Raw genomic sequence first — 8,760 nt, 5'->3', positions numbered from 1 at the left:
TGACTTTCCCATACTGATCCGGCCACGGAAAAGCTCCTTCAAGAGGCTTGTATAGGTCCGTCCTTCATGATATTATAGGCTTGTGCAACGGTTACTATTGTTAGCACTAATTTTACTTCATAAAAAAGCGGTTATATTTATTTCACAAACAGATTCACATATTTAGCCAAACTATTATAAAATCTATTTAATCTCGAGTATATTTTCTAATAATAAGTTGATTTGCCTTCTCATAAGAAAAATATTTTAGCATCCAACTGAACCCTATCTTGAATTTATTTTTAAATCCGGTAATTGAGATCAGATGAATGAACGACCACAAGAGCCATCCTATTTTTCCATCTAAAAAACCGATCTTTAAATCCGCAACCGCATCTTTTTTACCTATTGTGGCCATTGAACCTTTGTTCTTATATTTAAATGGGCTTTTAAAGTTTCCGTGCTTTACCTTGGAAATAATATTGTTAGCAAGGTTTTGGCTCTGCTGAATCGCTACTTGGGCAACCATAGGATGCCCTTTAGGATTTTCATCACTAAGCATTGCGGCAATATCACCTATAGCGAAAACATTATCCAGATTATCGACTTGATTGAATTCATTTACCTTTATCCTATTGCCCACAATAGTTTTTTTATCTATCCCTTTGAGAATATTACCTTTAACACCTGCTGTCCATATTACTGTATTGGTATGAATTTCAATATCTTTATCTTCCATCTTGATCGTTATGATTTCTCCATCATAATCCATTACTCTACTATTTAACATGATCTGCACATCCAAGTTTTTCAAAACTTTTAAGGCATGCTTTGAAGACTTACTTGACATCATCGGTAATATTCTATCTCCCGCTTGAATTAAATGAATTTGCATGGTATCGCTTTCTATCTCGGGATAATCGTTTCGTAACAAATATTTCTTAAATTCTGCCAAGGCTCCTGCCATTTCAACTCCCGCAGGACCTCCTCCTACAATAACAAATTTGGTTAAGGACTCTTTTTCTTCGTTGTTACATCCTTCAACTGCCAGTTCTAAATTTTGTAACATCCAACTTCTGATATTTATGGCATCATTTATATTTTTTAGTCCGATACTATTTTTTTCTATACTCTTAGAACCATAGAAATTGGTAGAACTACCTGTTGCAATAACCAAATAATCATAATTTACGAAGCCAATATTAGTTTGAACACAATTATTTTCTGTATCTATGTGTTCTACTTTTGCCATTCTGTAAATCATATTAACACATGATTTAAATAATTTTCTTATCGGTGAAACTACAGAATCAGGCTCCAACCCACTAATGGCAACTTGATATAACAAGGGTTGAAATTGATGAAAATTATTTTCGTCGATTAATATGATTTGAACAGGTTTATTCTCAAGTTTTTTAATAAAATTTATCCCGGCAAAACCGGCCCCAATGACAACAATTTTTGGATAATTGTTCATTGGAATACAAAAATGTCGGTTATATGCTTTTTGTGGACCCATCGTCTTAATTTTCGTTTATTTTGACTGTATTTATATACTATTGAAAAGTCTTCAATGAACTGACGTCTATAGGATGGAAACCTGACATTAAGTTAAAAGAACCTTGCTCTGTACGGGGTCTTTTAATTTGATAGTTTTTAACAAGAATATAATTCACGGTAAGAGAATGAGACAAAAAAGGGTATAGCCTCTATCACATATCTAATTTACTTTTATTGAGGGGTAATCAATTGAAAATACCGGAGATTCAATTTTCCTTTTTAAGCTGTTCCAATATATTTTTTCTTGCAGAATCGTCCAACCTTTTTGAGTCATTATCGGAGGTGCCAAACATATTCCCAAGTGCTTTTTCAATTATCTGGGATTGCTTCACATAAGACCTGCATAACTTACACATGAATAAATGTAGCTCATACCTAAATTTATCGATTGAAGATAATGTGTTAACCTGCTCCTTTTCGGTAATTTCCGTAATCCTTTTACATGAAAAGGTTAAAGCGCTTAAAACTCTTCTAAATATCATACATTTTCAAATTAGTTTGAACTAGTCCACTTGTTATCAATACATTTTTTAAGCATCACTTTTGCTCTATGTATGATTTGCCAATAATTAGACTGCGTCACCTTTAATTCCTGACAAATCTCATTGGCGGCCTGCCCTAATATATATTTGGACATCACGGCAAGGCGCCAGTTTTCAGGCAGTACGTTGACACAATGATCCATCACCTTTTTAAATTCCTTATTGTCCAATAGATGAACTTCCTCCTCCCAATAGACTTCTTGCCCTGTAGTTTTCCAATTTTGGTTTGAATCAAAAAAAGAGTCCGTAGTATCGGTATATTTATGTTCCAATCGTTCATCATTTACTACAGCGCCCTTGGCCTTTTTACGATAATAGTCAATAATTTTATTGTTCAGAATGGCAAATAACCAAGTTTTCGGATTGCTTTTATTTTGGAAATTCTTTAAGCCTTTTACCGCGGACAAAAATGTTTCTTGAACCAGATCTTCTGCAACTTCCTTTGAAGATGTTTTATGATAGGCCCAGCCATAAAGGTCATCAGAATATTTGTGGAACCAATCTTCAATTTTTGCTTTCATATGTTAATGTACTACAATTGGGTTCAATAAAAAAACTTGACCATAAAGTCGCTTAATAGATTCAATCCTTTCATGGATTAATTCTTGACCACCTCCAAAAACAATACTTCATGACCGTATTGTTATTTCATCGACCGATAACAAAAAAGCTTAGTTATATCCTGAAATGGAACTCTTTGACATAACAATACCCAAATACTACCTAATCATATTTATGCTACTGGAGATATAATCCGCACCTATTTAAACTCCTTCTCTCTCTCGTTCTACTACTTATATGGCTACAATCGCAAAGTCTGGCAGAAAAACATCTCCTAAGCCCTACTTGTTCATAAGCGGAATCAGGATTTAGTCGACTAAATTTTTGGGCTTGCTGTCAGGATAAACTTGTTGAGCGTCTATTTGATCAAATATTATAACCAATCATGAAAAAAAAGAAGATTAAAATTATGGTTAGTGTTTTGGTTTTATTACTGGTTGGTGTTTCAGGTGTGGCATATTACTTATTTAATATGCCACATCGTAACATCCAAGAAGCCAAAACAGATTACAGTTTCTCTTCCTCGGAAATTGTAAACGAGTACCTGGCAGATGCCACAATTGCTAATGAAAAATACCTAGAGGAAGAAGGGGATTCCAAAATCTTAGCGGTAACTGGGAAGATTTTTTCCATAGGTAAAGATCAGAACAACCAAAAAGTGATTCTACTTAAAGACACCTCAGAAAAAGCAGGAGTGAGCTGCACATTTACAGAAGCGACCAATCGTAGTACAAAAGATTTAGAAATCGGTCAGACGGTAACCATTAAAGGTGTTATACGTTCGGGTGCTGGCTTTGATGCAGACCTTGATATGTACGAAGATGTCATAATGGAAAAATGCGATGTAGTCAATGAATAGAATTCACTAAAAATTATAAAACAAGTACTAACAATTAAATATTAAAAAGATGAACAAATTATCAGTAGTAGTTATCGCAATAACTGTATTTACATTAACAGCTTTTAAACCTTATGCCGGCAAATTGGTCAGTAAAGATGCTCACATTAGCTTCTTTTCACATACTGCCTTGGAGGATATTACGGCCAACAACTACAAGGTGGTAAGTACACTTGACCCAACAACAGGGGATGTTGTTTATTCCGTGCCCATGCAAAGCTTTGAATTTGAAAAAGCCTTGATGCAAAAACATTTTAACAGCAAGGACTTTTTAAATACAAAGAAGTTCCCCAAAGCAAAGTTCACAGGAAAGATTACCAATCTTGATGCTGTTGATTTTGACAAAGATGGTACTTATGAAGTTATTGTGGCTGGAGACCTTAACATAAAGGAGGAAACAAAACCCCTAAATGAAAAAGCTACCGTTAAGGTAGAAGGTGACAAAGTAACCCTGGATTCTAAAATGAACGTGGTCTTAGCTGATTATGGCGTTACGTTTACCAAAGGAAAGCCATCAACCAACGTGGCAAAAGAAGTAGCGGTAACCGTAAAAGCCGTATACCAAAAAGAATAGATCCAGAATCTATTTTAACTATATATACAACGGCATGAACAGACTGGTAAAAATATTCCTGATCGGATTATTGATTAGTTTTTTAGGATCCCTTCCCTTAGGTACCTTAAATATGACTGCATTTCAAATCGCAGGGTTCCAAAACGTAAGTGAAGCTATGTTGTATGCCCTTGCCGTTGTCTTTGTTGAGTTGGTTGTGGTTAGAATAACATTGGCCTATTCAAAGAAAATTGATTTAGGAAATAGGGTGTTCTTCTATCTTTTACCAATCGCAATTGCATTACTCATGTATTTGTCAGTTTCAAGTTTTACTTCTTTGAAAGATGATCAGGCTATTCAGGCCGGGAGTAATTTATTCCCAATGTTAAAGTCCTCAATTTTATTAGGACTCTTATTGAGTTTCCTAAATCCTATGCATATTCCATTCTGGACAACATGGAACAGTGTTCTGATAGCAAAGAATAGGCTCGACCGTAAACCAGGCATGTATACTTCATACATTACTGGAATCGGTATTGGCTCGATCGGAGGACTTATGATATTCGTTTTCGCTGGCAAGTATATATTCCAAAACTATCATGAATACAGCTATGTAATTGCATTTATATTGGGGTGTCTTTATCTGGGATTTTCATTTTATTTATTATTTCTACTCTATAAAAATCACTTAAAACTAATCATTCATTAAAGATGTTCAAGTCTTCAATCCAAACAATAGAACAATTCAAGGAAGTACTTCTACAACTTCCTGGAGATTGTTATACAAGACCATGTTTAAACCTTAGCGGTGCAACAATAGGCCAACATTCAAGGCATATCATAGAATTATATCAGTGTCTGTTAGAGGGATACACACCGGCAGTAGTTTGCTACGACAATCGAAAAAGGGACAAACGCATTGAGCAAGACGTACATTTTGCTGTTGACAGGCTTCAACGGATACAAAATGCTCTTGAGCAACCTAAAAGAAAACTTCTGATATATCTTGAATTAAATGGTACAGAGGAAAAAATAACATCGAATTACTTCCGAGAAGTGCTTTACAATTTGGAACATACTATTCACCATCAGGCTTTGATAAAAGTGGCCATCAACGAATTTACTGATATTCAATTGCCGGAGTCATTTGGGGTGGCGCCATCAACCATGCAATATAGAAGCGAATGTGCACAGTAAGCTACATATCGACTGATACCGGTTGTATCATTACTTCAAATCGTGATGAACACACATCGAGACCTATTGCCTTTCGGCCCAATGAAGAAATCATAAACAATTATAAGATAATTTATCCGAAAGATTCAAAAGCAGGGGGTACTTGGTTTGCCACAAGAGAAGATGGTGTGGCGGTAGTTTTGTTAAACGGTGCATTTCAAAAACATACACCCTTCGGAAAATATAGAATGAGTAGAGGCCTTGTGTTGCTAGAGGTTATCGGTAACAAACAGCCTGACACTCATTTTTTCGAAATGGAACTAACACGAATTGAACCCTTTACACTGATTCTATTTGACGGAACCCGGCTTTTGGAATTGCGATGGGATGGAAAGTCAAAACATCAGAAAACGTTAGACATAAATAGAAATTATATCTGGTCCTCTGTCACGCTTTACGACGAAAAGGCCACTGAGCAACGTGAACATTTATTCAACAAATTCCTTAATGAAAAAAAGTGGATCAATGAAAATAGTATCGTTGACTTTCATATGGGCCATGACAACGATTTTGAGCATGGTTTTGTAATTGATCGCAGTGATGGTCTAAAAACCGTTAGCATTACACAAGCGGTGTTCAGTGAAGAAGAATTGGGTTTGTCCCATATTGATTTGATAAACGATGCTGAGAAAACCACGACTAGTTGTATTAAACTATATGTATAATATTGTTAATGAATAATTGGAAACTGCGGTTCTATAAATTGATGCATTGGGAATATTGGGCGCTAGAAGCTATCTATTATCCCATTTTTCCCGTGTGGTTGTACTATGCGATCAAAGCACGTTCTTTTTTCTTTTTTAATGCCGCCAATCCTTCCATTAAGAATGGGGGCATGGCCATGGAATCCAAAAAAGAAATTTATGACCTGATTCCATCTGAATATATTCCCAAAACCATCCTGATAAAACGGAATACTCCAATACCTAAAATTTTGGAGACCATTTTAATCGAAAACCTACGTTTTCCATTGATTGTTAAGCCAGATATTGGGATGAAGGCATTCGGCGTAGAAAAAATAAAGGACACTAATGGACTGCAATCCTATATACGAAGAAATTCAGAGGATTTTTTGGTTCAAGAGTTTATTGGTTACCCAAATGAAGTGGGCATATTTTACGTGCGCTATCCAAATGAAAATAAGGGAAGAATTACAGGCATTGTATCCAAAGAGTTTTTGTCGGTTACGGGCAATGGTAAAGATTCTCTACTTCAATTGATAAAACAAAATCCAAGGAGTCATTTACAACTGACCGCCTTGAAAAAAATGTATGGTCTTCAATTAAATAAAATACTACCGGAAAATAAAAAATTTATTCTGGTGCCGTACGGCAGTCACACCAGAGGGGCAAAATTCATTGATGCCTCGGAAAGGATAAATAAAAACCTATTAAAGGTTATTGACTCAATTTGCACCCAGATTCCAGGATTTTATTATGGTAGATTGGACATCCTTCATACTTCTTTAGAGGAATTATCAATAGGCGAAAACTTCAGCATCATAGAAATAAACGGTGCCGGTAGCGAGCCGACGCATATTTACGACCCAAAACATTCGTTGTTTTTTGCTTGGCACGAAATCATACGTCATTGGAAAATGCTTTATGAAGTCAGTAGGATAAACAAGAAAAATGGACACGTTTACCTGAGTTATAAAGATGGCACGGCAATGCTAAGGGCCAATGATAAACTGGAAGCACGATTAAAAATGATGTAATATGAAAATAGCACCAATTACTAAAATTATCATAGGGTTCCTCCTTTATACCTCTTTTTCCAATGCCCAGCATCTGGAAAATGGCAACCCTGTTAAAAGAACAAATCTTGGTGTTTCGGTCCAACTATATCCAGCTGGTGTAATCCCAACCATAAATTTGGAACGTTACATTTCAGAAAGTTCTTCTTTGTTATTTCGTCTGGGCGGAAATTTTACCGACCGTCAAGATTTTAGTGATGAAAATGATCATGAAGAAGGTTCGGGGTTTGGGGGTTCTTTTGGGTATCGCCGTCATTTCCCCTTAGCTAAAGGAAAAATTGTGGCGGGTCTGAATTTAGATGCTTGGAACCTATGGATAGACTGGGAAGACGCCAACGCGAGTCCCATATCCGGAACGACCTATACCCTAGTGCTACAGCCTTGGTTAGAAACCGGATATTTCTTTCCTATTAAAAATTCTTCCTCTCAAATTGGCATAACTGCCGGTTTTGGAAGAGAGATAAATACCATTACCAGTGGCGAAGAAGTTGCGCAAGATTGGATAGCCAGTTTGTCACTGCAGTATCTGTTTTCGCTCAATCGATGATTTGGAAGATGAATTTTCAAGGAAAAAGAGCAATCACTATTTCTACTCTTTTCCTTTTCTTACTATCAATTTCAAATGCGAAAGCACAAGTTACCATTAAGAATTTCGATAGCAAGGTTTTCGATGCTGATCAATATTTTGAATTTACTACAAACAAGAAAATTCCTAAGGCCATTCAATCACAGGCTCTTCGTGCCTTATCTTTCTATTCTGAGCTAAAAACTTCTCATATCATCTTTCGTTTTCGTAAACGAATAACACCGCTCTCTTCGAAACCCCAAGTACTCAGCACGTTTAAAAAGAGGAAAAACCGAAAGTATGTCATTACCATAAGCACAAAGTCCAATAAGAAATTAGACCCCATACTGTTTTTCAACCTTCCGTACAATGCACAAATAGGAGTGTTAGGCCATGAATTAGCGCATATTTCGGAATACGATACGATGAATACGGCTCAGTTAATAACCTTGATTTTTAAATTGCTCAATTCGAAATACACCGATCAATTCGAATTCAACACCGATCTTATTGGCATTAACCATGGGTTAGGCTATCAATTATATGACTGGAGCCAGTATGTTAGATCAGCCTTGGACATACCAGAATGGAGAGGTGCTGATGACTTTTACCCTTCTAATGACGAAGAAGTTACTAAGCAACGATATATGAACCCCCAAACTATTGAAAAATTCATGGAATCGAATTCTATCTACCATAAAAAGTGAACATTAACTACTTAGTACGGTATGAGCGTCCCCCTATTTGTGGGACACGTTTTAGCTTAAATTAAATTCCAGTTCATATTAATTTAAACTTTCCCAATAACTCTGGAGAGGAACGCCCAACTTCCAAATCAATACAGGGAATTAAGTCCACCGGTTTGGAATACCATTTATATTTTTAGTCCCACTTCCTACTATTTAAGTTTTCACACGTCCAGTTTGAATCTAATTCATGAAGCCAGAAAGAAAACTATCCCCTACCATCATAGATAAGCTAATTTAATTAGACACTAAAAATTAGCTTTAGCCATTGTGCCTGTTGCACAAGTTATGAAAAAAAGCGGTCGTGATCATTGCCGATCCGGGAATCGATCGTAACTTTAGGTATGCAAGGAAAAAAGGGCTA

10 protein-coding genes are annotated in these 8,760 nt (G+C 36.1%); 8 read left to right on the top strand and 2 right to left on the bottom strand.

Annotated elements, in window-relative coordinates:
* Positions 1 to 187: 187 nt before the first annotated feature.
* Positions 188 to 1,498: an NAD(P)/FAD-dependent oxidoreductase gene (locus BLT07_RS20225; protein WP_091874371.1), complete on the bottom strand. Its 1,311-nt coding sequence runs from the start codon at positions 1,496 to 1,498 to the stop codon at positions 188 to 190.
* A gap of 534 nt (positions 1,499 to 2,032) precedes the next feature.
* Entirely contained in the window at positions 2,033 to 2,602 is a 570-nt protein-coding gene (locus tag BLT07_RS20215) for a sigma-70 family RNA polymerase sigma factor (RefSeq protein WP_091874367.1), read from the bottom strand.
* Positions 2,603 to 3,027: 425 nt separating this feature from the next.
* On the opposite strand from BLT07_RS20215, the gene BLT07_RS20210 reads away from it, so the two are divergent.
* From BLT07_RS20210 to BLT07_RS20175, 8 genes are read left to right on the top strand one after another with little or no spacing between them, the layout of a single operon-like run.
* Complete coding sequence (locus BLT07_RS20210; protein ID WP_217633366.1) at positions 3,028 to 3,501, top strand: OB-fold putative lipoprotein; 474 nt, start codon at positions 3,028 to 3,030, stop codon at positions 3,499 to 3,501.
* Positions 3,502 to 3,550: 49 nt separating this feature from the next.
* Positions 3,551 to 4,114, top strand: a complete 564-nt coding sequence (locus BLT07_RS20205) for a YceI family protein (protein WP_217633365.1) — start codon at positions 3,551 to 3,553, stop codon at positions 4,112 to 4,114.
* A gap of 34 nt (positions 4,115 to 4,148) precedes the next feature.
* Positions 4,149 to 4,802 carry a hypothetical protein gene (locus tag BLT07_RS20200; RefSeq protein ID WP_139205183.1) on the top strand — a complete coding sequence of 218 codons (654 nt, stop codon included), beginning with the start codon at positions 4,149 to 4,151 and terminating at the stop codon, positions 4,800 to 4,802.
* A 2-nt stretch (positions 4,803 to 4,804) separates the two neighbouring features.
* Complete coding sequence (locus BLT07_RS20195) at positions 4,805 to 5,290, top strand: hypothetical protein (RefSeq protein ID WP_091874361.1); 486 nt, start codon at positions 4,805 to 4,807, stop codon at positions 5,288 to 5,290.
* The gene (locus BLT07_RS20190; protein WP_091874359.1) at positions 5,278 to 5,994 is read left to right on the top strand and encodes an NRDE family protein; all 717 of its coding nucleotides are present in this window, start codon (positions 5,278 to 5,280) and stop codon (positions 5,992 to 5,994) included. Before BLT07_RS20195 ends, BLT07_RS20190 begins: the two co-directional genes overlap by 13 nt.
* 8 nt (positions 5,995 to 6,002) lie before the next feature.
* The gene (locus tag BLT07_RS20185) at positions 6,003 to 7,046 is read left to right on the top strand and encodes a D-alanine--D-alanine ligase (protein WP_091874357.1); all 1,044 of its coding nucleotides are present in this window, start codon (positions 6,003 to 6,005) and stop codon (positions 7,044 to 7,046) included.
* A gap of 1 nt (position 7,047) precedes the next feature.
* Positions 7,048 to 7,632, top strand: coding sequence for a hypothetical protein (locus BLT07_RS20180; RefSeq protein WP_091874355.1), 585 nt, complete (start codon positions 7,048 to 7,050; stop codon positions 7,630 to 7,632).
* Complete coding sequence (locus BLT07_RS20175; protein ID WP_091874352.1) at positions 7,629 to 8,357, top strand: hypothetical protein; 729 nt, start codon at positions 7,629 to 7,631, stop codon at positions 8,355 to 8,357. The genes BLT07_RS20180 and BLT07_RS20175 overlap by 4 nt, the downstream gene beginning before the upstream one ends.
* The last annotated feature ends 403 nt before the right edge of the window (positions 8,358 to 8,760 follow it).

Source organism: Pricia antarctica, assembly GCF_900101815.1.
Taxonomy (GTDB): Bacteria; Bacteroidota; Bacteroidia; order Flavobacteriales; family Flavobacteriaceae; genus Pricia; species Pricia antarctica.
The sequence above is the reverse complement of the archived record's forward strand: the minus strand, read 5'-3'. Positions and strand labels throughout refer to the sequence as shown.